General features: G+C 58.7%; 13 protein-coding genes. 7 read left to right on the top strand and 6 right to left on the bottom strand.

Going from position 1 to position 25720, the window contains the following annotated elements; translation table 11 throughout:
* The first annotated feature begins 57 nt into the window (after nucleotides 1-57).
* Nucleotides 58-1509 (top strand): pyruvate kinase, encoded by a 1452-nt coding sequence (pyk, locus tag ACIQAL_RS20290; RefSeq protein WP_166596542.1) that lies wholly within the window; start codon nucleotides 58-60, stop codon nucleotides 1507-1509.
* Between the two features lie 97 nt (nucleotides 1510-1606).
* Here pyk and ACIQAL_RS20285 read toward each other — a convergent pair whose 3' ends face one another.
* From ACIQAL_RS20285 to ACIQAL_RS20275, 3 genes are all read right to left on the bottom strand, one after another.
* Complete coding sequence (locus ACIQAL_RS20285; RefSeq protein ID WP_401148759.1) at nucleotides 1607-4405, bottom strand: RHS repeat-associated core domain-containing protein; 2799 nt, start codon at nucleotides 4403-4405, stop codon at nucleotides 1607-1609.
* A gap of 142 nt (nucleotides 4406-4547) precedes the next feature.
* Complete coding sequence (locus tag ACIQAL_RS20280) at nucleotides 4548-5477, bottom strand: iron-sulfur-binding ferredoxin reductase (RefSeq protein WP_401148756.1); 930 nt, start codon at nucleotides 5475-5477, stop codon at nucleotides 4548-4550.
* Nucleotides 5470-6591, bottom strand: coding sequence for a diguanylate cyclase (locus ACIQAL_RS20275; RefSeq protein WP_401148753.1), 1122 nt, complete (start codon nucleotides 6589-6591; stop codon nucleotides 5470-5472). The genes ACIQAL_RS20280 and ACIQAL_RS20275 overlap by 8 nt, the downstream gene beginning before the upstream one ends.
* A gap of 333 nt (nucleotides 6592-6924) precedes the next feature.
* Between ACIQAL_RS20275 and ACIQAL_RS20270 the strand changes: the two genes are divergently transcribed.
* From ACIQAL_RS20270 to ACIQAL_RS20250, 5 genes are all read left to right on the top strand, one after another.
* Complete coding sequence (locus ACIQAL_RS20270; protein ID WP_401148750.1) at nucleotides 6925-7854, top strand: hypothetical protein; 930 nt, start codon at nucleotides 6925-6927, stop codon at nucleotides 7852-7854.
* A 92-nt stretch (nucleotides 7855-7946) separates the two neighbouring features.
* Nucleotides 7947-10547 carry an RHS repeat domain-containing protein gene (locus ACIQAL_RS20265; RefSeq protein WP_401148748.1) on the top strand — a complete coding sequence of 867 codons (2601 nt, stop codon included), beginning with the start codon at nucleotides 7947-7949 and terminating at the stop codon, nucleotides 10545-10547.
* Between the two features lie 77 nt (nucleotides 10548-10624).
* Nucleotides 10625-13069, top strand: a complete 2445-nt coding sequence (locus ACIQAL_RS20260; protein ID WP_401148745.1) for an RHS repeat-associated core domain-containing protein — start codon at nucleotides 10625-10627, stop codon at nucleotides 13067-13069.
* Nucleotides 13070-13167: 98 nt separating this feature from the next.
* On the top strand, nucleotides 13168-15567 hold the full coding sequence (locus ACIQAL_RS20255) for an RHS repeat domain-containing protein (RefSeq protein ID WP_401148743.1): 2400 nt from the start codon (nucleotides 13168-13170) through the stop codon (nucleotides 15565-15567).
* 266 nt (nucleotides 15568-15833) lie between these two features.
* The gene (locus ACIQAL_RS20250) at nucleotides 15834-17357 is read left to right on the top strand and encodes a fumarate hydratase (protein ID WP_401148741.1); all 1524 of its coding nucleotides are present in this window, start codon (nucleotides 15834-15836) and stop codon (nucleotides 17355-17357) included.
* Between the two features lie 63 nt (nucleotides 17358-17420).
* On the opposite strand, the gene ACIQAL_RS20245 is transcribed toward ACIQAL_RS20250, so the two are convergent.
* The 3 genes from ACIQAL_RS20245 to ACIQAL_RS20235 all read right to left on the bottom strand — a co-directional run bounded on the left by ACIQAL_RS20245 (nucleotide 17421) and on the right by ACIQAL_RS20235 (nucleotide 22858).
* Complete coding sequence (locus tag ACIQAL_RS20245; protein ID WP_401148739.1) at nucleotides 17421-21776, bottom strand: SpvB/TcaC N-terminal domain-containing protein; 4356 nt, start codon at nucleotides 21774-21776, stop codon at nucleotides 17421-17423.
* Nucleotides 21777-21925: 149 nt separating this feature from the next.
* Nucleotides 21926-22258 (bottom strand): ribbon-helix-helix domain-containing protein, encoded by a 333-nt coding sequence (locus ACIQAL_RS20240; protein WP_401148736.1) that lies wholly within the window; start codon nucleotides 22256-22258, stop codon nucleotides 21926-21928.
* Nucleotides 22259-22273: 15 nt separating this feature from the next.
* Entirely contained in the window at nucleotides 22274-22858 is a 585-nt protein-coding gene (locus ACIQAL_RS20235; RefSeq protein ID WP_401148734.1) for a DJ-1/PfpI family protein, read from the bottom strand.
* A 190-nt stretch (nucleotides 22859-23048) separates the two neighbouring features.
* Here ACIQAL_RS20235 and ACIQAL_RS20230 point away from each other — a divergent pair, with 190 nt between their 5' ends.
* Nucleotides 23049-25718, top strand: coding sequence for an RHS repeat domain-containing protein (locus tag ACIQAL_RS20230; RefSeq protein ID WP_401148732.1), 2670 nt, complete (start codon nucleotides 23049-23051; stop codon nucleotides 25716-25718).
* The last annotated feature ends 2 nt before the right edge of the window (nucleotides 25719-25720 follow it).

Here is a 25720-nt window from a genome sequence, read left to right as displayed (position 1 = left end):
GACTACAGCGCAATACAGTAGTAGCCTTCCGCTGCGCTTCATTTAAGGAGTTTGTGCATGTCCGTTCGCCGCACCAAAATCGTAGCCACACTAGGCCCAGCCAGTAATTCGCCAGAAGTCATCGAGAAGCTGATTCTTGCGGGCCTGGACGTTGCCCGCCTCAACTTCTCCCACGGCACGCCCGACGAGCACAAGGCTCGCGCGAAGCTGATTCGTGACATCGCCGCCAAGAACGGCCGCTTCGTCGCGTTGCTGGGGGATTTGCAAGGCCCGAAAATTCGTATCGCCAAATTCGCCAACAAGAAGATCGAGCTGAAAGTCGGGGACAAATTCACCTTCTCCACCAGCCATCCTCTGACGGACGGCAACCAGGAAGTCGTGGGTATCGACTACCCCGACCTGGTCAAGGACTGCGGCGTAGGTGACGAACTGCTGCTCGACGACGGACGAGTGGTCATGCGTGTCGACACGCAAACCGCCGACGCCCTGCACTGCACCGTGACCATCGGTGGCCCGCTGTCGGACCACAAAGGCATCAACCGTCGCGGTGGCGGCCTGACCGCACCGGCGCTGACCGAAAAAGACAAGCAAGACATCAAGCTCGCCGCTGAAATGGACCTGGACTACCTGGCCGTTTCCTTCCCGCGCGACGCCGCTGACATGGAATACGCCCGCAAGCTGCGTGACGAGTCGGGCGGTACCGCCTGGCTGGTGGCGAAGATCGAACGCGCCGAAGCCGTTGCCAATGATGAAACCCTCGACGCCCTGATCCGCGCCAGTGACGCCGTCATGGTGGCCCGTGGTGACCTCGGCGTTGAAATCGGCGACGCCGAGCTGGTGGGCATCCAGAAGAAAATCATCCTGCACGCACGTCGCCACAACAAAGCGGTGATCGTGGCCACGCAGATGATGGAATCGATGATTTCAAGCCCCATGCCGACCCGCGCCGAAGTGTCCGACGTGGCCAACGCCGTGCTCGACTACACCGACGCCGTGATGCTGTCCGCCGAAAGTGCTGCCGGTTCCTACCCTGTCGAAGCCGTCGAGGCCATGGCGCGCATCTGCGTCGGTGCCGAACGTCACCCGACCGGCAAGACCTCCAGCCACCGCATCGGTCACTCGTTCACGCGTTGCGACGAGAGCATCGCGCTGGCGGCCATGTACACCGCCAACCACTTCCCGGGCGTGAAAGCGATCATCGCGTTGACCGAAAGCGGCTACACCCCGCTGATCATGTCGCGCATCCGCTCGTCGGTGCCGATCTACGCGTTCTCCCCGCACCGTGGCACTCAGGCTCGCGCCGCCATGTTCCGTGGCGTTTACACCATTCCGTTCGACCCGGCTTCTTTGCCTGCGGGTCAGGTCAGCCAATCGGCTGTGGACGAACTGGTCAAACGCGGTCTGGTCGAGCAAGGCGACTGGGTCATCCTGACCAAAGGTGACAGCTACCACACCATCGGTGGCACCAATGGCATGAAGATCCTGCACGTTGGCGACCCTATCGTTTAAGACGCCGCCGCCATGAAAAAGCCCCACCTGTGTGATGCAGGTGGGGCTTTTCTTTGGCACGAGGATTGGCGTGATTGCACGGCTCTCCAGTGCCCGTTCACAACCTTAAGTCGTGTCGCTTGAGTAGCCGAGTATTGGACAAAACTTTAGGTTTACGGTCTACGTGACGCCTCTCAGAAAATGTTATGGGTTCATAGGCCGTTGTATTGGGCTCTGCACTTTTATATGACTGACGCGTGTAATGCTGCTCGGTCATGTCCTCCCACGGGGTCTGAGGAACATCAGACTTTTCAAGAAGCTCCAGAAAAAAAACTTCTTCGGGTTTGCCCTCATAATCACTCGCAACCCACTCAAGCCCCAACTTTGAGGTGTTCCGAAAGATCCAGGTAAGTCTGGCCAGTGCCGTTTTTCTAGCGGCTGGCGACTGCGATCGAGTCCGGTCGACCTCCTCAGGAGACTCCGTCAGCAGCCCAAAATAAGTGGGCGTGTCGCTGTCCTCCCAACCCTCTTCACCAGCAAGATTTTTCCTCCAAAACCCCATAATCTTTGGTTGCTTATCCGGAGTTTCATAACTTTTGAGTTTCTTTGCGACATCTACCTCGTGTTGATGATCTGCCAGAAAACGGCTCCAGCTATTAAGAAGGCCCTCAGCCTGGGCACTTGTACCCGTGAAAGTATCGCGCTCCTCCGCCAGGAAGGCTCTGACAGTCTTGCGTTCTACCGCAGCTCCGGTTCTTAGCCGATCCATCGTGCGCGGAAAATCGTCCCAGAAATCCCCGCCGGTAATGCCAATGGCGTTATTCAGGCTGTCGATCATGATCAGGTTGAGCTCGCTCATGCCGGGTAGAACGTTTCGCACTGTTGGAGAGAGCGCCTGGCGTACGCCGTGAAACCCGTAGAGCAACGCCACCCTCGGCACCCGCCCATCCGGATCGGTCATCGTGACCGGGTTATTCCTGACGAACCGATACCGGTTCAGTCCGTCGACATCGCCACCGGGGTCGGGGTTGATCCATCGCGCCAGCCACGGTGCGTAGTAGCGCATGCCGTAGTAGTAGAGCCCGGTAGCGTCTCTCTCCTTGCCTGCAAAGCGACGGGACTTGAAGCTGTAGCCCCTTGCATTGGCCTGAACCCACCAAGCCGTCACGCCATAGGGATAGTAACTTTCCTGGCTGATCAACACCCCGGCATCATCAAGCTCCAGCATCGCCGAGTTCAGATGATCGGCCAGCAAGTAACGAGCGGCGCTTTCATGAACGCCATCGGGTGTGCCCCGCTCCCACCGTTCCCAGCACAGGGTGGTTCTGCCAACTTGAAGGTGTACGCGATGCCACGCTTTGTCGCCCGCCGAATCAACGTGCAGTTCCAGGTCCGGCAGATAACGCACTTCTCGCGTGCGCAGATGACGGGCGCCTTGTGACAGCTGGACTTTGCGTACTCGCTGCCCTGCGCTGTTGTAGAGATATAGCTCGCAATCGTCAGCAGCAGACTCCCTTGTCACAGGTGTCACCTGCCGTAGCTGGTTGCGCGCCCCCCATTCCAGACGCTGGCCGCGCAGCAGTTCAAGTTGATTGCCGTTGCTATCGAAGCCTTCAGCGATGTCCGGCTCCCCCGGCACCCAGTCGTCTTGAACCTGCAAGCTGCGGTTGCTCGATAACGAGGTGACAGTGCGCCGCGTAAATGAATGGCCACCGACGTGAGTCAACGTCTGCAGATTGCCCGCTGCGTCGTAAGCGTACTGTTCGCGGTAATTGGCCAGTTGTCCTGGATCTGCCTGCACCCTGTAGGACGCTGTCAGCCCCTGCCAGCTTTCGGATCGAACCGACTCAAAGCCCGTGGCCTCAATCAGTTGAGACAACGAGTCATAAACATAGGTGTTTGTGTGATCGATCTGCTGATTACGGAAGAACGCCGTCGATTGCGCAAGATCCTCAATGGCCGTCACATTGCCGAGCGGATCGTACTGATAGCTCAGATGCTGAATTGCAGGCCTGCCAGGCAGTACAGACTCAAGCAGCAATAAGCGACCATCGCGAGGGCAGTAAGCCGCAGAGGTCACGATCCCGTTGCCGGCGGTTTCGCGCTCTATCTGACCCAATGCGTTGATACCCACTTGGCTCACGACAGATCGAGGCTCAGCACCCGGCACCTGCAACCAGGCTTCGCGGACATGGCCATCGACCCCATGCGCAAAGCTTTGAGTGTTCAGTCGCGCATCCGTCAATTGCAGTTGCTCGGCCAATGCGTTGTCGAGCCGACGGGTGATCCCAACTTGCGGTTCAAGCAACGCATCGCGGGATGTGATCTCCAGCGGCCAGTCGGGGTCGTCCAGCTCTGCCAGAAATCGCCATTGCTCGACGATGGCTTTTCCGGTCAAACCGTAGTCCGACACCGACAAACTGCCTGCCATGTCGTCATGGCGGGTCAGACACCCACAACCGTTGTGCCCATGTTCATCAGCACCGCCGTAGGCCATGCGTTCAACCACTCGCCAAATCCCTTCAGGTGATTGCTCACTGACGACCACAGGCCTGAGCAGCTCATCAAAGAGGGTATGACGCACATTCCCCCGCCCGTCCCAACGAATGCACGGTTCGCCGGCTGGCCCTGAGAGATTGATCTGCCAGCCGGAATCGACACTGCGCGAGGCCAGTCCGGCCCCTGACAAGCTAAGGTCATCGATCCGATTCTCGATGATGCCCGAGGCCTGTCCCAGCCGTGAGTCCTGACTGGCAACGTGACGCCCTGCGGTGTCGAAGCGCTGGCGGGTCGCACGCACCTGAGTGATGGCGTCGGGGATGTCTCGATAGAACTCAACCGTTCCAACAATCAGGCCTCGGGGATCCTGGACCGCCAGACGCGGCGTTGCGATATGCACGGACGACAATGAATGCATGTTGACCTCCCTTGTCATGGCGCTGGCACAGCCACCTGTGTGCGACTCCGCAAGTGGCTTCTTTCATACGCCCTTTGCCAAGGAGGTTCTACTGTCAGAAATGACAGTAAACTGCACCACCGCTCACGCCGCACTCAACCGATCATCCCTTCTTCAGAAATACATCCGCCAGCAGCTGGCCCCTTGGCAAACCGGCGATGAACAGGCGTTTGGAGAACAGCTCGACGCTGGCGGGCGATCCGCAAACGAGGGCAACGGTTTGTCGTGAGCCGAGGCGCATGCCTGCAAGCGTGGTTTGAGCCTGCTCGGCATTGACCAGCTCAACCTGTATCTGGCTATGTTCCTGCGCAAGAGCCTCAAGCGCGTCAGCAAAATAATGCTCACGCGCCACGTGCATGACCCGAATCGGCCCTTGATGCCCAGCGTTCAACGCTTCGCGCAAAATCCCCCACAAAGGCCCCAACCCGGTCCCGGCAGCAAAAAGCCAGAGCGGCCGTGCTTGCCAGTCAGGGTCGTAATGCAAGGCCCCACCCCGCAGTTCGCCCAGTCGGATGACGTCGCCCGGCATCAGGGTGCGAGCAACGTCAGCGAAAGCGCCGGGTTTGCTGCAATCGATATGAAACTCCAGCGCAGCGTCTTCGCCCGGCACGCTCGCCAGCGAATAAGGGCGCGCAATGCCGCTCGCGGTCCACAGGACCAGATGCTGCCCGGCGCGATAGCGCAAGGGCCGCTCGGGTTCAAGGCGAAGGCGCAAGACCGAGGGGATTAACCAGTCCGCCCCGCTGACCCGAGCCGGTGAACCGTCGCGTGTCGGGTCGAAGATTTCAACGTCCAGATCGTCCACGACCCGACACTGACACGCCAGACGCCAGCCCTGCTCGCGCTTGCGCGCGTCCAGTGCCTCAGGCAGCGCATCGTGTGGCTCACCCCGGACACAGCGCACGATACAGGCGTGACAACTGCCCGCTCGGCAACTGTAAGGAACGGACAGCCCTGCCCCGTTCAGCGCGTCGAGCAGGTTGCTTCCAGAAGCGACCGACCACTGTCGGTCACCCGCACGCAGCTCAGGCATCGACAGGTTCCCACGCGCCATAACAACGGTTTCGACCCTGATGTTTAGCGCGATAGAGCGCCTGATCGGCACGTTGCAGCGCGCGGTCCATGTCATCGTCACGTTCGACCAGCGTCATCCCGACCGACAGGCTCAGCGCCAAGCCCGGTAACTCGGGGATGACTACCTGCTCGAAGGCCAGCCGCACCCGTTCGCAACATTCCACTAACTGCTGACGGGTGCAGCGCGGAATCAACAGCACGAACTCCTCACCGCCGTAGCGCGCCAGTATGTCGTCCGAGCGCAGGCATTCGGTCGCGGTCGCGGCAAACACCTGCAACACCCGATCACCTGCGGCATGGCCCAAGACGTCGTTGACCCGCTTGAAATGATCCATGTCGATCAGGGCCAACCCTTCTGTATAAGAGCCATCCATCGCTTCCAGCTCGCGAGTGGCCAGACGCAGAAAATGGCGGCGGTTGAACAGATTGGTCAGTTCATCGGTAGAGGCCAGTTCCTCCAGCTGAAACATCATGCCGCGCAAGGTTTCCTGGTGGGCCTGCAACGTGATGCGGTGCTGGTGCATGCGCTGTCGCGAACTCTGCACGAAGCGCGCATACAGGCAGAGCCACGCCAGCACGATGAACAGTGCACAGGTTTGCAAGGCGGCCAGACCCGTATCGCTCAGCTCATCCTGAAAGGCGTCCCACAGGTTAAGCCCGATAAAGCCCGACAAGGCGAGGATCGCGCAGCGCGTAAAGACTTTTGGCGGGAGATGAAACAGGCCGAACAGCAGAACCAGCACATAGAGCACCAAAAACGTGCCTCGCGCCGAGGCCAGGTGCGCCAATAGAAAGGTTTGCCAGCCTAGCCCCATCAGCACCTGAAACTCGGTCAGGCTGGGGTCTTTGAAGCGTTTGTTGTACTCGCCAAAAAACACCAGGCTCATGATGCCCTGAGATAACAGCACCAGCACGGTCGCGAACCAAAGGCTGAAAAAGTCCGCGTCATAGTAACCGGCGCAATAGGCTACCCAGACCAGCACGATCAGCAAGACGTACGTGCCCGCCGCCAGTGCAAAACGCTTGAACCGAAGGCGCTGGATAGATCCGTCTATGTGAGGTTGATTCATCATCGGCTAAAGGTCGTCCTGTCCGGCGAGGCCGATGTGCGTTACATCGCGGGCCGGTCGTGCCCCGGCTACAACGCTGGAGGCACTTCGTCATCTGGCAAGGGTGCCAATGTAGAGGAATCCGAACCATTCGCCAACGTATGTGGAATAAGCGGCAGTAACCGCCATAGGGTTCCCTGTCTGTCGTCACCGCCTGATCTCAAAGAGACGTGGGCAATTCAAAAATGGAAATACCCAGTGATACATGCAGGCGAAGATATACATATGTACCTCAATTTGCCCACCGGGCACCGGCTACTCTTGAGTCATCTACACCACAACCAAGGATGGTTAAACATGAAACCTGTCACCGATACAAACTGGATCACCAAATTCGGTATCCACGTCACCTCCAACGCCAACAAAGTATTCGCCAACGGTCGCCACCAGTTGGAAATATCCGTCTCCGTCACGCCTAAAGCGGGTGTAGACATCACAGATGAACAACTGGACAGCATCCGGCTGGTCACGCTTGACGACAATGGTGCCTATCAGGATTTAAGTGGTGAGCTACACATGTCCACCGAGCGTGACGCACGCTTCGAGTACTTCGCCGACACCGGCTCTGCACCGGCGGCTCTGCTTGAAGCCAACGCGCGCAGACGCAGATTTTATGTCTCGTCGACCCGTTCGGGGGGGACGCTGGACGTCATCTATGCCGCGATCACCAAAGATGAGTCGACGCACTACGTCAGCCACACCAGCTTATTCAATACCTCAGTCACCATTGAAACGCTTACACCTTTGAACCTGACCCGCGATGACTTCTCCTTTAAGGACGAAGACAACCACTATCAGGAAATTGGTGCCACCGAGTGGAACTACGATGTCTACCAACTCGTTATCAAAGGGCGTCAGCTGAAGCTGGTGGATGCGATCCCCTATGGCCCAAAATCGGGTGAAGCCTATTTTCAAAATGTCCTGGAAGAAGACCCCGGCTGGGATTTTGATGGCTTGACGCCCCATATCTCCAAAAGCTTCACGCACATCGGTTACGAAGTGAGCGATCAGACCGAGTTTCCAGTGCCTAACGCCGTACTTTCGGTCAACAGACTTCCAAACAGCATGCTGTTCATCCGGATTTTGACCTATGGAACCACGCGACTCCAAGGCGTCACTTCCACGGACACGCGTTGGGGTTTGCTCGACCAATACGGCAATGAACACAAGATCAAGATGACACAAAGAAATGATGGCCAGTACATCGACTTCGTCATGATCGAATAACTCCCTGCTCACTCCCGGCGTGCGTGTTCTGCAATCAACACCGCGGCCCACGCACGCCCGAATTTCTACGTCTATTTAAGAGTGATGAACCTATGTCTTCAGACACACTTCACACCCAAGCCACCAACTTCATGGACTTCATCAAGACCGGCGTCGACGCGCGTACCGGTCAGTTCACCCTGGCTTTTCAGCTTCCTGTCATTCCCGCCAATAATCTCGCTGGCCCGACGCTTTCGCCAACCCTGTCTTTCAGCGTTTTGGGCTCTACTCGCAACCGAGGCTTTGGCTTCGGTTGGTCATTGGACCTCAGCGAAATCAACCTGCATCAGGATGCGCCTTCGTTACGCCTGTCATCGGGGGAGAGCTTCGCCATTGACATCGATAACTCCGACATATCGCCTGGAAACGAACTGCGCCTGTATGACGCCAAACTCAAATCCATGGTCGTGACATGTCAGAGCGACACAGTTTTCCGGATCGACCATAAATCCGGCCAGACGGAATTCCTCACCCAGCAACAAGACAGTGCCCGCTATCTGGTCAGCGAAATTCGCAGCCCGGAAGGTCGTCGGCTGTTCGTCGAGTGGTCAGCTTTTGCCAACGAAGACTTCATGCTCGATAGCATTCGGGACGAGTCCAGCACGTTGTTACAAGTAGAAAGCGATGAGGGCGAAGTCCGTTTCGTCGTCCCTGCCGACCAGGCCAGGACAATACGCCTGCAAATGGCCAACGACGCCCTCAGCGATGTCTATCTGCCAGGCATAGAAACGCCGTTCAACGTGATTTATGACCATCATGGACTGAACGAATCGACCCACTTGTTGCTCCCGACCTCGCTCACCAGCCCATTGGGGGCATCGGATGCCGTGACGTGGGGGACGGGCGAATACAGTCATCAACTGCCTGAAGGTGCGCCATTTCCAACCTTACCTCGCGTCGTCGAATGGAAGCACTCGGCGGGCCCATCGAATACCGAATTGACCCGATCTTATGAATGGTCCGGCGTGCATAACTTTCTGGGTTATGGGAGCGACCAGGCCTTCGACTGGCAGCAAGGCCGGGACAACCTCTATGAAGTCGAGCAGGATTACGATTACGAGGTGGTGGAAACCCAGACCGATCCAGAAGGCAAAACCCTCTCGACCATCACCCGCACCTGGAACCGCTTCCACCTGCTGACCTCGGAAGTCGTCAAGCGAGGGGAGTGCGAAGTCCACACTCAAACCACCTTTGGCATCCAGGCCGATACGAGTTGGACAGACCAACCTGCCTGGTGCCAGCTTCCCCACGTACAGACCGTCACGTATACCGATGAACGCGGCGCGCAACGCAGCGCAACGACTGAATACCGCTACGACGAATCCGGCAATCTGGTGTTTACCCGCTCCCCCGCCGGCATCGAAGAACACAGCGAGTACTATCCGGCAGAAGGCGCTGAGGGTTGCCCGGCCAATGCGCTGGGCATGATCCGGTATCTCAAGAAGAAAACCGTAAAACCTGCACCACTCGAAGATGGAGGTCATGGCGGCGCGAGCGAAGTCTCCACGGCCTACACGTACACCTCGCTGAATTCGCTGATCGAAGGCGAACCGGCTCTCGTGCTGGTGGAAAGCGAGCACACCCGTGACGAGACCCTCGCCCGGCTGATGGAAACCACCGTGCAGACCTACGTCTCGGAAGGCGATGGTTACGCGCGACTGAAACGCACCGTGACGACACTCAACGACAAAGCCACCACGACCCACTACCGCTACGAACTGACCGGCGATGAACTGAGCACACACGTCAGCATCACAGGCTTCGAAGAGACAGAAACCGTGCGCCAGAGCCAGGACAGCGCACGCTCCCTGACGACTGGGCAAATGACCCGGGACCGCTCTCTGGCGGGCGTGCTGAGCCGTTATGAGTACGACGAACTGGGGCGCGTCACACTGGCGGTTACCGCCGACGACAGCCGCTATAAAGCCACGCGTACCACCACCTATCACGTCGGTGACAAGGTCGCGTTGGCCGCACGAACCGGTGACGAAAAACCGGTCATGATCGAACACACCCATGCCACCGGCCAACGCCGCCGTCAGTGGCTCGATGGCGAAGGCCGCACCGTTCGAGCCGAACTGGAAGACCTCGACCATGCGCCGGGTGAATTTCGGGAGATCGTACGCACGGTGTTTGACGTCGAGGGCCGAGTGATCAGCGAAACCCAGACCGACTGGCTACGCGATGAAAACGATCCCGCCTCGGTGAGCGCGCTGTCTCTCACCACGGCCACCGAGTACGACGACTGGGGCCAGATCCGCTGCGTCACGACACCCGATGGTGTGCAAACGCACACCGAACATAATCCGGCGAAACTGACCGTCAAACAGTGGCAGGCGAATGGCGACACAAAGGGGCCAAGCAATGTCAGCCTGTTCAACGCCGCAGGCAGCGTGATTCAGGAACAGCTGTATGACACGGGCGATACGCTGATCCGCACCACCCGGTGGGCTCGGGACGGACTGGACAGAGTGTTCGAGACTCGCGTTCAGATCGAAGGTGAAAACGACCGTGTCACCCTCCAGCGCCTCGACTTCTACGGTCGTCTCCTTGAGCAGACACTGCCGGATGGCACGGTCGTCAACTGGACCTACGCGCAGCACAGCGATGATAACCATCCAGAGTCCGTTGCCGTGACCGCGCCGGAGGCGTGACCGGAATCGACATCCCTTTACGTTCAGTCGGGGAGGTGCCACTGGCATCGACCCCGTCCTTCCAAGGATCGGAAACCATGAACACACCCATCATCATAGGTCGGCAGACCTTCGACGGCCTGGGCCGTCAGCTCACCGTAGAGGTCGGGGGGCATACCACACGCTTTAATTACATCAATGAACAGCTCGCCCCGTCGGGTAACACCCTGGCCGACGGCCGAGAAATCGCCTTCACCTACGAAAAAAACCTCAATCATCAACTGCTGAGCGTTCTGGGGCAGGATGAAACGCCCGTGCAGATGGCGTATCAGGCAGACATCGGCCAACTCGCCAGCGCCAGCGGAGAGCGGGGCGTTCAGTCGTTCGCTTACACCCCGTCAGGGCAAGCCTTGAGCGATAAGTGGGTCATCGACGACACACCCCACACCACCCACTGGAAATATTCAGTCGCGGGTCTGCTGCAAGGTTTTGACGACGCGCAAGGCATCGCGCATCGACGCGAATTCGATGAGGCCGGTCGTGTGAAGCTGACCCGAGTGGGCAGCATCGAAACGCGCTACGCCTACGACGGACTCTCTCGTCTGATCAGTGTCGAGGTGTCGGACCCTGACAGCGCGCGCACCCTGACCACGTCCATCACTTACGACACGCTCGGACGGGAACACACCCGGACATTCGCCATCACCCCCGACCCTGACGCTGAAGACGGTGCACCTCGTGTCGTGACTCAGACGCTGGGCTATTCGGCACGGGACCAGGTCATCTCGCGCACCTGGAACGACGGCGAGCACGTCGGGGAAGAAACGTTCGAATACGATAACCGTGACCGGCTGGTGCATTACACCGCCAATGCACAATCGGCCCCCCAAGATCCCTATGGCAACCGGATCGTCGAGCAGGTCTTCACCTTCAATGCGCTGAATGGCTACGAAACGGTGCTCAACACGTTTGCCGACGACTCCCAGGATGAAGCCGTCTTCAGCTACGCCGAAGGTGATCCGACGAAAGTGGTGGGCGTCACGCACACTCATGAGTCCTGGCCATCCTCGGTCACGCTGACGTATGACGATTGTGGCCGGGTCATTGGCGACAGCCTGGGTCGCAGCATGAAATGGGACACCCAGGGCCGCCTGACTGAAGTGAGCCACGAAGGCCGCACCTGCGCCTATAGTTACGATCCCCGAGGGCGACTGGTTGACCGGCAGATTGACGATACGTTGACCCGCAGCTTCTTCAGCGCCGACCAGCTCACGCATGAACAGACGGGTGAAGACAGCCTGCAGCTCATCGGCGACGACCACTCGTTGTTCGCGGTGAACAAGGTCACCGAAGGAATGCGCAAGACCACCCTTCTCGGCACCGACGGTCAGGGCACCGTGCGCATGGAAGCCGACAGCGCCATTCGAACCCTGGGGTACACCGCGCACGGTGCTCAAGCCCTGGATGCAGCGCAAGTGCCGTTCGGTTTTGCGGGAGAACGACGCGAGCCGCTGACCGGCTGGTACATCCCCGGCGGGCACCGCCCGTACGATCCAGTGCTGATGTGTTTCCTGGCGCCGGACAACGAAAGCCCCTTTGGTGCGGGTGGGATCAATCCCTACGCCTACTGCGCCGGCGATCCGGTCAATCGTGTCGATCCCGATGGGCACAGTTGGGTGAGTTATGCACTGGCGGGGGCGGGCCTTGCCCTCTCGGCGATGGCTCTCATTCCCGGCCTTCAGGCAGCGCTGCCAATTGCGGGTGCGTTATTCAGCGCGACCTCGACGCTGTCGACTGCGCAGATCGCCTGCCTTGCCGCTGCGACACTGGATGTCGTGTCCCTCGCCACAGGCGTCGCGAGTCTCGCGCTGGAGATCAGCGGGCATGGGGGATCGGCTGCAGGGATTCTGGGGGGTATCTCGCTGGTCACCGGTCTGGCCGGTGCAGGAATAGGTATGAAGATGCACAGCTTGCGAAATGCGGGCGCGCAGCAACGGGCGATGGACCTAAAAGGCGGGTGGTCCATTCCAAAGCCGCATCGGCTGGGCAATAGCGAAATGATCTACCAAGGGACGTCGAGAGCGGTCGACGTGGGATTCATCGAAACCTACCGAGGAACGAACCAGGCGGCGCTGCTCACCCATGGGGACCCGCTCCGTGCCCTGTTGATGGGGCCGGATGGCAAGGTCGCAAGGGCAGCGGACATTGCCAGGGATTTCATCGCGCCGCGGCTGAAAGCGCTGAATTACCCAGCGGATGAAACCTTTGTACTGCTGTCGTGCTGGGGTGGCAAGAACGGTGCAGCACTGGAGATTGCCAAGGAGCTGGGGCGCCCCGTTCAAGGGTTCACTGAAAAGACCTTCGTCAAAGGTTTCGCCAATCTTCAGCTCGGAGGCAACGTGGCCAATACTCCGCTGGAAGCAGTGCCCTACCTCGAACGTTTGCGAGCCACGGGCAATCCTTTCAAGGCCTGGAAGACTTCATTCAGGGAAGCGGGAGCAAAGATTTTTCACCCTGACGGAACGATAACCGCTGCGTTGTAGGACGCGTTGATGCTGCGGCTGCCGTCCGTCCCACTCACCCGACGGCAGCTGCAGCTCGTCGAGCGGCGCCATGAAACCTTTTCCACGGATTGGAAACCATGAATACACCCATGATCATAGGTCGGCAGACCTTCGACGGCCTGGGCCGGCATCTCACAGTCAATGTCGGCGGGCATATCACGAACTTTCACTATCGCCCAGGGCAGGTCCCTCCTTCGGCGAACACCCTGGCCGACGGCAAGCGCATCGAATTCACCTACGAACCGCATCTGAGCAATCAACTGCTGAGCGTTAGCCCTGAAGGCGAGTCCGCTCAATTGCTCGGCTATCACCCGCTGGGGATGCCGGCTTCGGCCAGCGGAGCGCTGGGCAGCGAGTCGTTTGCGTTTACTGCTTCGGGTCAACCACGCAACGACACCTGGGCCATCGATGACGAGGAGCACGTCACCCATTGGCATCATTCGCTCGGCGGTCGTCTGCAGGGCTTTGACGATGCACAGGGACTTCCCCATCGTCGCCACTTCGATTCCCGAGGACTACTGGAGGAAATATCCGCAGGCCATCTCACCAGCCGCTACCGTTACGACGCGCTGTCGCGCCTGACCCACATTGATGTCGACGACCCGGAGAGCGCGCGCACGCTTGGCACCGTGCTGACCTACGACAGCCTGGGTCGCGAGCACACCCGCACACTCACTGCCACAACACAGGACGCTGACGGCCAGAGCATCACCCGGACACTGAAACAGTCTCTGGGGTATTCCGCGCTCGACCAGATCACGTCTCGGTATTGGAGCGATGGCACGCGCGAGGGCGAAGAAACGTTCGCCTACGACGACCGCAAACGCCTTGCTCAATACACTGCCGATCCCGAGATCGCCCCGAGCGACCCCTTCGGCCATCCCATCGTCGAGCAGCGTTTTCTTTACAACGCGCTCAACGGCCATGAGTCCGTCTTGACGACGTACGCGGATGGCAGCACCAACGAGACGCTGTTCAGTTACGCCGAATGCGACCCCACGCGACTGACCAGAGTCACTCACACCCACCCTGCCTGGCCCTCCGAAGTCGAGCTGACCTACGACGCCTGCGGTCGGGTGATCAGCGACAGCCTGGGGCGGAGCATGACGTGGAATGCCCAAGGCCGTTTGACCGGAGTGACTCGCGAAAGCCGCGCCTGCACGTACGGCTATACCGCCCGCGGCCACCTCACGGACCGGTTGCTGGATAGCACACTGAGCCGCTGTTTTTTCAGTGGCGAATCACTGACCCATGAGACGACGGGCGATAGCAGCCTGCAATTTTTTTCGGGGACTCAAGGGGTGTTCGCCATTGGCAAAGTGGCGGATGGTGTTCGTCACACGACGCTGACGGGGGTCGATGCTCAAGGCAGTGTGCGCCTTGAGGCAGATGCCGCCGTGCGTATTCGTCAGTACAACGCTTATGGGGTCGAGCCTGAAAACGCCGAGAGCACGCTGATCGGTTTTGCCGGCCAACGCCTTGAACCGCTCACCGGCTGGCAGATCCTGGGCGATTACCGGCCATACGATCCGGTGCTGATGTGCTTCCTCAGCCCAGACAGCGAAAGCCCGTTTGGCCGGGGCGGGCTCAACCCGTATGTTTACTGTGCGGGAGACCCGGTCAATCGTATCGACCCGGACGGACACAGTTGGGTGAACTACGCGCTGGCAGGGGTGGGGCTGGCGGTTGGAATCGCAGGCACCATTGCCAGTTTGGGCGCGGCTTCGGCGCTCATCACACCTATCGCCATGTTTGGCTTTAAAGCGCTGACGCCAAGCGCAGTGATGATCATCAGCGCAGGCATTCTGAACGTGGCCTCGGTGGGCACAGGCGCCGCCGCCCTGGGCATTGAAATGACCGGAGGCGACAAGCGCGCGGCCAACATACTGGGCTGGGTATCGCTGGGCACTGGCATCGCCGCCAGTGCACTGACCGCCATAGGGCACGCCAGCGCCAGGATCGCTGCGAAACAAGCGATGCAGCGACGCGACAGTTCTATCCTCTTCGAACGCAGGCTTGGAAACCACGATGTCTCTTTTCACAAACAGTTGTGGGGAGACAAATTCACGGGGTTCGAAACCCACGGTTCTCCCGAAGGCTATTTGATGAATTCACGTGGCTTCTATGACACGGCCGCCAATGTCGCCCAACTGGACATCGCCCCACACCTGGTCAACATGGACCCGAACAGGCCGTTCGTACTGCTTGCCTGTCAGGGAGGCTCCAGCGGTGCGGCACAAGAAGTCGCCAACGTCCTGCGCAGGCCCGTGGTGGGGTTTCATGAGAATATTTATGTCGGCACCGTCGAGTGGATGAAACAGTCGGCGAACTTCGTGACGAAAGAAGGCGTCAGAACGCCGCTTGCACTTCAACAGATTCCCCATTTGAAAGGATTGACAGGGGTGCACGGACCTCACTACTTCGCCCATGGCGTCGAGTATGAACTCGCCTCTTTTCAGCTCTATAAGCCGGTTTAGTCATCGTTTTTGCAATCACGCAGCGAGCCGAGGGTAGCGATCTCAGGGTTGCTCCCCTCCACGACCGTTCGGCGCCCCCTGCCCTTCACGACTAACGTTTACCCTGCGGCAGGGTGTCGCGCCGAGTGCCACGCGGTATACTGCCGCGCCTTTTTCCTGCCGCTGCGCCTGAGCGGTAGCCGAGCCGATGGCCGTTCGCACGCAGGTCCGTGCCTGTTTGCGCAAACCGCCCTATAAATGTTCCCGCCTGATTCGAGGAGAACACCATGACCGTGATCAAGCAGGATGACCTGATTCAGAGCGTCGCCGACGCCCTGCAGTTCATCTCCTATTACCACCCCGTCGATTTCATCCAGGCCATGCACGAGGCCTACCTGCGCGAAGAATCGCCCGCCGCGCGCGACTCCATGGCTCAGATCCTCATCAACTCGCGCATGTGCGCCACCGGCCACCGTCCGATCTGCCAGGACACCGGCATCGTGACCGTATTCGTTCGTGTGGGCATGGACGTGCGCTGGGATGGCGCCACCATGAGCCTGGACGACATGATCAACCAGGGCGTGCGCCAAGCCTACAACCTGCCAGAAAACGTCCTGCGCGCTTCGATCCTTGCCGACCCGGCGGGCGCTCGCAAGAACACCAAGGACAACACCCCGGCGGTCATCCATTACTCCATCGTTCCGGGTAATACCGTGGAAGTGGACGTGGCGGCGAAAGGCGGCGGCTCGGAAAACAAATCGAAGATGGCGATGCTCAACCCATCCGATTCGATCGTCGACTGGGTGCTGAAAACCGTTCCGACCATGGGCGCTGGCTGGTGCCCGCCTGGCATGCTCGGCATCGGCATCGGCGGCACCGCCGAGAAAGCTGCGGTCATGGCCAAGGAAGTCCTGATGGAATCGATCGACATCCACGAGCTGAAAACCCGTGGCCCGTCGAACCGTCTGGAAGAAATGCGCCTGGAGCTGTTCGAGAAGGTCAACCAACTGGGCATCGGTGCCCAGGGGCTCGGCGGTCTGACCACCGTGCTCGACGTCAAGATCATGGACTACCCGACCCACGCAGCGTCCCTGCCGGTCTGCATGATCCCGAACTGCGCCGCCACCCGTCACGCGCATTTCGTGCTCGACGGCTCCGGCCCTGCTTCGCTGGAAGCGCCACCGCTGGACGCCTACCCGGAAATCGTCTGGGAAGCCGGCCCGTCGGCCCGTCGCGTCAACCTCGACACCCTGACCCCGGAAGACGTGCAGAGCTGGAAGCCGGGCGAAACCGTGCTGCTCAACGGCAAGATGCTCACCGGTCGCGACGCGGCGCACAAGCGCATGGTCGAGATGCTGAACAAGGGCGAAACCCTGCCGGTGGACCTGAAAGGTCGCTTCATCTATTACGTCGGCCCGGTTGATCCGGTCGGTGACGAAGTGGTCGGCCCAGCCGGTCCTACCACCGCCACCCGTATGGACAAGTTCACCCGTCAGATCCTTGAGCAAACCGGCCTGTTGGGCATGATCGGCAAATCCGAGCGCGGCCCGACCGCCATCGACGCGATCAAGGACAACAAAGCCGTTTACTTGATGGCCGTCGGCGGTGCTGCTTACCTCGTCGCTCAGGCGATCAAGAAATCCCAGGTCCTGGCCTTCCCGGAACTGGGCATGGAAGCGATCTACGAGTTCGACGTCAAAGACATGCCGGTCACTGTCGCGGTCGACAGCAAAGGCGAGTCGGTTCACATCACAGGTCCCGCCATCTGGCAGAAAAAGATCAGTGAGAGCCTGGCAGTCGAAGTGCAGTAAGCGCTTCGCTGGCAGTCACGAAAAGCCCGGCCTTTGTGCCGGGCTTTTTCGTTTCTGGACGGCTCACCGCTGAAACGGATTCTTCCGCTTGCGAGGCGAGCCGTCGTCCAGCAACGGTAGCCCCTGCTCTGCCCTGCGCAGGTTGACCTCTTCCGCCGTGTCGTTCTCATCCTCGTTGATGGTGTACCAGCCTTCATAGGTGATCCGCCGCATCCATCCCCTGGCGGTCAGGGTGACAGTCGGACGTCCCAGCGGGTCGTAAAACTGTTTATCGTGATACCAATGCGCGCGGACGCTACCATCATCGACGTAGCCTTGGGTATTGGTGAAGTAAGGACGATAGACCCTCACCGCCAGCCCTTTGTTGTTGTACTCGACTCGCTCGCTCACCCGCCAGCGGGGGTCGGCGTCGACCTCAATCAATTGACCGTCATCCCCAACGCTGAGTTGTGCGTCGACTACCTGATACGCCTTGCCGGGCTCAACCAATTGTCGGGTTTGCAACGCTCTGCCGAAGCCATCGACAGAGGCCAGGGTCATGCGCAATTGCCGCTCGGGGTCGTTGGGGTAACGATCCCACTGCATGGCCAGGCTGTGAACCGGCACGTGGTCATTGGCCCAACTGAACGCGTCGTAATAATGGACCGTAGCGAAGTCGATCGACGACGGGTGTTCGATGGCGGCAGCCGGTTTTGCGTCCTCCAGAACGATGTCGACCAGCGATTGGAAACCGACGGCCTCGCCCAATTCTGTCCCGTAAAAACTCGTCATACGCGGCACGCCGAACCCGTCGTACAACGCCTCTTGAGAGTTGCGGTTGGGGTCCACGATTTTGACCGGCTGCATGGCGTGGTAGCTATAGGTGGCGGACGTCACGCAGCCATCCGGCGCCGTCACTGTCTTCACCATCAAACTGTAGGGGTCGTACTCGACAGTGGTCAGACCATGGCTGGCCGTGGGTTTGAAGGCCTCGACCCGATAGAAATGCTCGCCGTCAGCGTAGGTGTTGAACCCTCGCTTGACAGACCACAGCGTGCGCGACGGCTCGTCCGGCAGGAAGCAGGCCATCTTGTGATAACGGAGCTCAATCAGCTTGGCGGTCAGCTCATCGGGCGTCATCACCCGGTCGTAGGCGGTCAGTGCGTGGTCATCCAGCTCAGCCAGTTCGACGGCATCGGTCAGTGCTTGAAAACCCGCCTCCCCTTCACCCGCATTGACGTAGCACTGTTTGCTGAGCGACACCAGGGTACGAGGCAACGAAGCGAACCATCCCGTCTCGTCACTGAAACGCTCGTAGCTGATGTCGTCGGCGCTGACGCTGGACGTCTCGGCAACCATCGCATTGGCCCGACTCAGGTAAGGCAACCCCAATCGCCAAGTGTGCGCGGCGTCCAGATGAATCGGCTGGGCGCGTGTTTCCGTCAGATAAAAATTCTGCTGCGCCTCATCGTGTGCAGCCTGCCACCAACGTTGTTGATGCTCGTCCTCGAACGGTGGCGGGTCGCCCGCTGATCGGCGACGCCCGTAGTTGACGCCCGCACCATGGGTCAGCACGCCGTACTGATCCCATTTCAGATTGATGACCCGCTGGCACATCGGATCGTCTGCACGCCCTTCGTACTGGTAGCTGATCGACTCCAACAACAAGGACACCTGACGGGCATAGGGCTGATGCTCACTCACAGGTGCAAGCTGACGCACCAGATAGCGTGACGTCTGAACAGAATATGGCACCGCATGGGGCGCATCGCTTTCAAGACCGAACACCTCGACCCTGAGCAGCGCCCCGGCGAGGGAGCGGGCCATTTCTCGCAGATCGTCGTCCGAGGGAGACGGGATGATCTGATCGATGCCATTAGTAAAGCTGGTGAGCAAATCGTTGCCCAACACCACGGCATCCTTGTCACTTTCGTCAAACCCGGTAGGGGTCCTGACCGGATACCGTCCGCTGTGATACCACGTCTTTGTCAGCACCGGCGCCGTGAAACCTTCTTCCTGCTGAGCGACCTGTGAGGTTTCACTGTCGGTCTGACATACCAGTCCAAAACCCCTGAATTCACGCTCATGCCCATCGTAATAGCCTTGGCGAAACCGGAAACGCTGGCTCAATTCATTGCCCGTGACTTCGTCCCGCTGAGTCTGTCGGATCACCACGTGCAGCGCGAAAGGTACGCCCGACTCGACCGCCAGGCCGGCCTCGCGCAACTCGTTCTTCTCGTCCAGCCATTCCTGAGCAGAACTGCGGTACTCCACGGTCCCCGAGGCACCCATGCCATTTCGAGAGCCTTGCAACAGATACGGCTTGATCGGCGGATGGTCGTAGCGCCAGTGTTTCGTCTGCATGTGCGGAACCGTCAGCACCAGACTCGAACACCCCACGCCCTGAAGATCGGCCATGCGCACCTGGCAAAGATGATCGTAACGAACCCCGTCTGGCCAGGGTTGCGTGACCGGCTCGGCAAAGCGATTGCCCGACTGGTTCATGAACAGTTGAAACCCATCGGACCTCAGGTACACAAAGTCCACGGCACCGGAGCCGTCCATGTCCGCCAGCCGAACGCTTCCTGCATCGAACTCGTCATAGGCGAAAGGCAGCGTCGCGAACACCTGCCCCTTGCCAAACCGCCCTCTTCCCAGATTCGCCCAGACACGCACTTCATTGTGACGAATGCGCACAAGGTGTTGCTGACCGCTGCCCAGCATGTCGGCGAACGCGACCAGCTCTGCGGCGCTGTCACTGAGCAGCGGCAGGGCATCGTCCGGCGTGTCATGGGCAATATCGTCACCCTTTGAAAACCCGCTCGCCCGCTGACTGGCGTAAAGGCGAACACTGCGCGGGCCGATCAGCGCCAGATCAGACAAACCCTCGCCCACCAGATCCGCTAATTGTCCCTGTGGATGAAAGAACTCTGATGGAAACGCGGAGAACGGTGTGAATTGCGCCCAGCTACGGTCGGGATTCAAGGTGAAGAACCCGGCCATGCCCGGCTGCGCCACGACCCAGTCCAGGCGCCCATCACCGGTCATGTCGGCGAGAGATTGCCGAATTGTGGTTGTTGAATCCGCCACGGGATTGTTGGGCAGTAGTCGCCAAGGGCCATATTTAACAGCGTCCGGGTCGTCAGCGTCGGTGTCACGCTCAGGCTCCCGATACATCCACCCTTTGTCCGATCGATACAGAACGCCCGATAAGCTTTCTCCGTACAGATCCACCAGTTGATAGGGTTGCCCGTCATCCAGACCCGGCATGGCGTCGAACGGCGAGAACGTCCCCTCCGCGACATCAAAATCCTGATAAGAAAACACCATTGGCGGCCGACGGCTGAGAGCGGGCTGAATCCGCTCCCCCCATGCCAGGCTCTCCACCGACGCCAGCACGTTGGCGCCTTGCTGAAGATCCTCATAGTTGAATTTCTGCGCGCTGACGAGCGTCGGGGTGTCTGCGTCCAACTCATCCGGGAAGTGGTGAAACATCAATACGTAATGGGCGATACGCAGGTTCCCCAGTTCAAACCCGTAGCTGAACGACGAGTGAAAATCAACGCGCCCTTCCCAAGGCTTGTCCTCGGCATAGGCCAGCGTGTCATTGGCAAACGTCCGCTCGCCATAATCGACGACCAGTTCGAAATGCCATTTCAGCTCGGCCAGCTGTTGGGGTTGCCACAGGTAGAGGTCGGGATGAGCGTTGAAATTGCCGTAACGCACTCGCCACAGGTAACGCTGGGCGCGGAAATCACGTCCAGGCCCCGGCGTTGTTTCGTCAACGAGCCCCTGTAAATTCTCGGCCTTGTATTCGTACAGAGCGTGTTCACCGAGGGGGTTCATGGTTTCTTCGAGCAGCCACTCCGCGACATGGGCCGGATTGGCAGGGTCACGCAGTCGGGAGTCGGGGTTTCGCCCGTAAATCGCAAGCGTGCCGTCAGCGCCATGGATCAGCCAGAACCCCGCAGGGTCGCTCTCGTGGCGCCAATGCTCTATCCGGGCAAATGCACCTTCCATACGGGCAAAATAGAGAACCACCTGATAAGTGTGGTCCAGCGTGAGACCGCCGTACTTGCTGACATCGGTTTCGAGCAACGCACCGTTGGCATCGCGTTGCGCGAGCAGCACCCCACCGTCGGGGCCGAGCATGACGTCCTCATCGGTGTAAAGCGGCACGCCCTTGCTCGCACGCCGCGAGATGGCCCCCACGTTCAAGTGCCAACCCAGTCCGAACAGGCCATTGCCCACTGAACTCTGGTAACTGAGCCCCAGCCCGGGGGCATGACCACGCCCCGCCGTGATCGGCAGCGGGATGTCCAGCGATGCGCTACCGGTTGCACCGACCGCGCCCCAGCCCTTGCCGATACTCTGAATGGCACCACCTCCCTTGGGCAACGAAGGTGTGGAAACGCTGACGTATTGTTCCTGATCGGCCATGACCGTGCTCCTTTCGATCCTTGAACAGCGGCATCACGCGGACGAACGTCGTGATGGCATCGCTGCTTTTCAGATTAGGAGGCACGGGGAGAAGGATTTAGAACTTATCGCGATGGGACTTATCGCGAATACCAACCCTCGCCTCGTGATCAACCACTTAAGGGTATCGATTCGGTGGTCGCGGCATGAGTACGCACGAGGCTCAAGGGTGTGACCAACGCTCGGTGCTGGCTGAGGTAGCGCATACAACTGACCCGCAGGAACGATGCGAAATTCACCACTTCACCACGATAATCCATGACCTCTTCATACAATTTGCTGATCAATTGATTGGTGGTGATGCCGTCATGCCCGGCAATCTCGGCGAGGATATCCCAGAACTGATTTTCCAGCCGAAGCGTCGTTACCACGCCACAAATGCGCAATGAGCGCGAGCGAGACTCGTAGAGGATCGGATCGGCTTTTACGTAGAGTTCGCACATGGTCAAACCTCCGTCTTACAAAATGATTTGGGTGCCAAGCACCTTCAAAAACGCCGCCAGCCACGCCGGGTGCGCAGGCCAGGCGGGTCCGGTCACCAGATTGCCGTCGGTGTGGGCTTCGTCCATGCCGATCTCGACAAATTCTCCACCCGCCAACCGGACCTCAGGAGCACACGCGGGATACGCGCTCAGCGACTTGCCCTTCAACACTCCGGTTTCGGCCAGCAGTTGCGGACCATGGCAGACCGCAGCGATGGGCTTGTTGTCGCGCCCAAACTCGCGCACCAACTCAAGCACCCTCTGGTTAAGCCGCAGGTATTCCGGGGAGCGCCCGCCCGGTACCAGCAACGCGTCATAGTCGGCGGAGTTCACGCTGTCGAAATCGAAGTTCAAGCCAAAGTTATGCCCGCGCTTTTCGCTGTAGGTCTGATCGCCTTCGAAGTCATGGATCGCCGTGCGGATCACGTCACCCTTTTTCTTGCCGGGGCAGACGGCGTGGACGGTGTGACCGACCATCTGCAGCGCCTGAAATGGCACCATCACTTCGTAGTCTTCGACGTAATCGCCGACCAGCATCAGGATTTTTTTCGCAGCCATCATCAATCCCCTTCTGTTTTTGTGACGTCGAGTATTCGCGCAGTCCTTCAGTTCTGGGTAACAGCCTAGTACTACAGCGCAAGCGCGACACATCCGGCAGATGTATGACCGGCGCGCCGTTGGTCGCGAGTCCCGCTCGCCCGGTCAAACGGCTTCTAACCTTGAATAATCAGCCGACAAGGACGTCATGAGCATGGGTCTCCATTCCTTTAGTCCCCATTTGCACGCCATCGAGCCTCGCGGATTGTTGGCTCGTGAAGTGGCTTGGCATCGAATCGATCAGATTGATGAGGCTCAGGCTCGTGTAACGCGTCATGTGTGGGATGAGGCCGGACGCTCGGTGGCCGATTGGGACCCTCGTTTGTGGGAAAAGGCTGCGACGGCGAACCTCAGGAAGACACCTTCGTTGTCCGGTCAGACCTTGCTCGATGAAAGCGTCGATGCGGGTTGGCGGTTGGAGCTGTCTGGCGCTGACGGACAATCGGTCGAGCGTTGGGATGGTCGAGGAAGCTACAGCCGCACCGATTACGATGAGTGTCTGCGGGCTGTTTCGGTGACTGAAAACTTGATCGATGCGCAGCCGAACGTGGTCGAACGGTACACCTACGGAGACCCTTCTGCGTTGTCCGCTGAACATAATCAATGCGGCCGACTGATTCGTCATGACGACCCGGCAGGCACTCTGTGCGCGCAAGAATTCGGCTTGGCGGGCGGTGTGCTGATCGAGAACCGAAGGTTTCTGCAGACAGACGAGCAGCCCGACTGGCCCCTTGATTCAGGCCAACGAGATGCGTTGCTGGAGCCTGGCATTGAGCACACCACCACGACTGTTTTCGATGCCGCTGCGTCACTCGTTTGTCAGACCGACGCTGTAGGCAATCGCACTGAACATCTCTATAACGTTGGCGGGTTCCTGTGGGAAACACGCCTGAAACTGGCAAACGCACAGACCTTTCAGACGCTCATCAGCGATCTGCACTACAACCCAACTGGCCAACTGGAAAGCGAGCATCTGGGTAACGGCGTCATCAGCGAAAAAACCTACGAGCCGCAAAGCGGACGGCTCACACGCATCTTCTCTTCAAGAGCCGGCAATACCGTCCTGCAGGATTTGAACTACCGCTACGACCCGGTGGGCAACGTCGTCGAAATCGAGGACGCCGCCCAAGCAACGCGCTTTTTCACCAACCAACGCATCGACCCCGTGAGTCGCTATCGCTACGACACGCTGTATCAGTTGATTGAAGCGACCGGTCGCGAAGTGTCTACCGGCGCCAGCCATGGCCCCGCCCTGCCGACGCTGCAAAACCTGGCTCAAGACCCCAACCAACTGAGCAATTACACCCAGCGTTACGACTACGACGCAGGGGGTAATCTGCGGGAAATGCGCCATGTCGGGGCGCAGTCATTCACTCGAACAATGCTTGTAGCCCCAGACAGCAATCGAAGTCTGCCTGAAGGCGATGTCGATCCGGATTTTGACAAGGGCTTCGATGCCAACGGCAATCTGCAACAGCTCATTCGGGGGCAGGATTTGTACTGGGATGTGCGCAATCAACTGCGCAGTGTCAGGGCTGTAGAAAGAGAAAACGGTAGCAACGATGAGGAGCGCTACGTTTATGACGGCAGCGGCCAACGCGGCCGGAAAATTCGCAGCACGTTAGCCAAGTCGAGAATTTTGGTTGGCGAGGTGCGATACCTCCCAAGCCTTGAGCTTCGAACTGAGGCGTCGGGAGAAACACTGCAAGTCAGCATGATACAGACAGGCGGAAATAACGTTCGCGTGCTGCACTGGCCCAACGAAAAGCCGGAAGGGATCGCCAATAATCAGATCCGCTACAGCCTGAACGATCACTTGGGTTCCAGCACCTTGAAACTTGACGATAAAGGCGAGCTCATCAGCCAGGAGAGTTACTACCCGTTCGGCGGCACGTCCTGGTGGGCGGCACGAAGTGCGGTTGAGGCGAAATACAAAACCATTCGCTATTCGGGTAAAGAGCGCGATGCCTCAGGGCTTTATTACTACGGGTTCCGGTATTACGCGCCATGGTTGCAGCGCTGGCTGGCGCCCGACGGCATTGAGTCTGTAGATGGTCTTAACCTCTACCAAATGGTTGCCAATTGCCCAATGATCTACATTGACCGTTTCGGTCAAGCAAAAGAGAACAGCACCCTCCCCTTTACCGACGTTGACCCCTCCGACACCTGGAGTAAAAAATTCAACATCAGCGAAGAAAAAGGGAATCTGATCAAGAGCGTATACACGCATGAAATGCGAGACAGGCATACAATCGTGTCAAAATACCATCCGCCAGGCCATCCTTTACCCAATCTCTTCATCAACAAATTTGAGCCGGATGTCTGGACGTTTAAAAACAACACTAAACCCATCAAAGAGACCACTAACCTCTATGCCAATGACATCGCGACCTTCCAATATTTCAAAGTAGCGAGCGCTGAAGGGTTTCTAGGAGCATTGCCGTCTCTCATTATAAGAAACAACATTTCCAATATGGGCGTTAAAAAAATGGCACGGCAATACGAAAGCGACACACCCGAATTCACTCAGGCTTTTTTAACACAAACACAAAACGGCAAAAGCACTCAGAGAATCCTAGATCATTTTGGCTTGCGCGCTTTAAAGATAGAACACTCGCTCAACGATATAGGAATGCTGGACATTCATATTCACGTCGAGAAAAAAACCAGTCTTCCAACGGCCGTGAATACGTCTCTAGAGCGTGAGAAAAGCTTATCCAGCGAATTTTTCAAAGGGCTAAAAATACGAAGATCATCATTAGATCAAACCACGCCAGTGAGGACTCGAAAATCGCCAACGAGACGAAATTCGGATACGCGTTAAGT

Source organism: Pseudomonas sp. NPDC088368, from assembly GCF_044753445.1.
GTDB classification, from domain to species: domain Bacteria; phylum Pseudomonadota; class Gammaproteobacteria; order Pseudomonadales; family Pseudomonadaceae; genus Aquipseudomonas; species Aquipseudomonas bambusae.
This window is presented reverse-complemented; position numbering and strand designations above follow the sequence as displayed.

What these genes read in the sequence shown, in the direction of transcription:
- pyk (WP_166596542.1), top strand. Translation starts at nt 58, where the DNA reads ATGTCCGTTCGCCGCACCAAAATCGTAGCCACACTAGGCCCAGCCAGT.
- ACIQAL_RS20285 (WP_401148759.1), bottom strand. Translation starts at nt 4,405, where the DNA reads ATGCATTCATTGTCGTCCGTGCATATCGCAACGCCGCGTCTGGCGGTC.
- ACIQAL_RS20280 (WP_401148756.1), bottom strand. Translation starts at nt 5,477, where the DNA reads ATGCCTGAGCTGCGTGCGGGTGACCGACAGTGGTCGGTCGCTTCTGGA.
- ACIQAL_RS20275 (WP_401148753.1), bottom strand. Translation starts at nt 6,591, where the DNA reads ATGATGAATCAACCTCACATAGACGGATCTATCCAGCGCCTTCGGTTC.
- ACIQAL_RS20270 (WP_401148750.1), top strand. Translation starts at nt 6,925, where the DNA reads ATGAAACCTGTCACCGATACAAACTGGATCACCAAATTCGGTATCCAC.
- ACIQAL_RS20265 (WP_401148748.1), top strand. Translation starts at nt 7,947, where the DNA reads ATGTCTTCAGACACACTTCACACCCAAGCCACCAACTTCATGGACTTC.
- ACIQAL_RS20260 (WP_401148745.1), top strand. Translation starts at nt 10,625, where the DNA reads ATGAACACACCCATCATCATAGGTCGGCAGACCTTCGACGGCCTGGGC.
- ACIQAL_RS20255 (WP_401148743.1), top strand. Translation starts at nt 13,168, where the DNA reads ATGAATACACCCATGATCATAGGTCGGCAGACCTTCGACGGCCTGGGC.
- ACIQAL_RS20250 (WP_401148741.1), top strand. Translation starts at nt 15,834, where the DNA reads ATGACCGTGATCAAGCAGGATGACCTGATTCAGAGCGTCGCCGACGCC.
- ACIQAL_RS20245 (WP_401148739.1), bottom strand. Translation starts at nt 21,776, where the DNA reads ATGGCCGATCAGGAACAATACGTCAGCGTTTCCACACCTTCGTTGCCC.
- ACIQAL_RS20240 (WP_401148736.1), bottom strand. Translation starts at nt 22,258, where the DNA reads ATGTGCGAACTCTACGTAAAAGCCGATCCGATCCTCTACGAGTCTCGC.
- ACIQAL_RS20235 (WP_401148734.1), bottom strand. Translation starts at nt 22,858, where the DNA reads ATGATGGCTGCGAAAAAAATCCTGATGCTGGTCGGCGATTACGTCGAA.
- ACIQAL_RS20230 (WP_401148732.1), top strand. Translation starts at nt 23,049, where the DNA reads ATGGGTCTCCATTCCTTTAGTCCCCATTTGCACGCCATCGAGCCTCGC.